Here is a 361-nt window from a genome sequence, read left to right on the forward strand (position 1 = left end):
CGTAGTATCCACACCAAGCCGGAATTATCCGGTGAGGCGCAATGTTGCGGGGGCTTTATCCCTGGTGGCATTGGTTGCTGGAAAGAGAAAACCCCCGCACGTTGAGAGGTAAAACCTGACAACAGAACGGGGGCTAATCTTGAACCATCAACAATTCAAGAATAGCCGCAAAATGTTGTCATTACAACAAGGCGGCTATATGACGCTCGCGAAGTTTGCCATGATTTTCTGGCACGACCTGGCAGCACCGATCCTGGCGGGGATTATTACCGCAGCGATTGTCGGCTGGTGGCGTAACCGGAAGTAAGGTGAAAACGGGCGTCAGGCTGCCGTGATGGCAATATGCGCCCGAAACCGGCCG

General features: G+C 53.7%; 1 protein-coding gene. It reads left to right on the plus strand.

Going from position 1 to position 361, the window contains the following annotated elements; all coding sequences use genetic code 11:
- The first annotated feature begins 199 nt into the window (after window positions 1–199).
- Window positions 200–307, plus strand: coding sequence for a type I toxin-antitoxin system toxin Ldr family protein (locus BFF42_RS21280; protein WP_000170926.1), 108 nt, complete (start codon window positions 200–202; stop codon window positions 305–307).
- The last annotated feature ends 54 nt before the right edge of the window (window positions 308–361 follow it).

Source organism: Shigella sp. FC1661 (genome assembly GCF_001712525.1).
Classification (GTDB): domain Bacteria; phylum Pseudomonadota; class Gammaproteobacteria; order Enterobacterales; family Enterobacteriaceae; genus Escherichia; species Escherichia coli.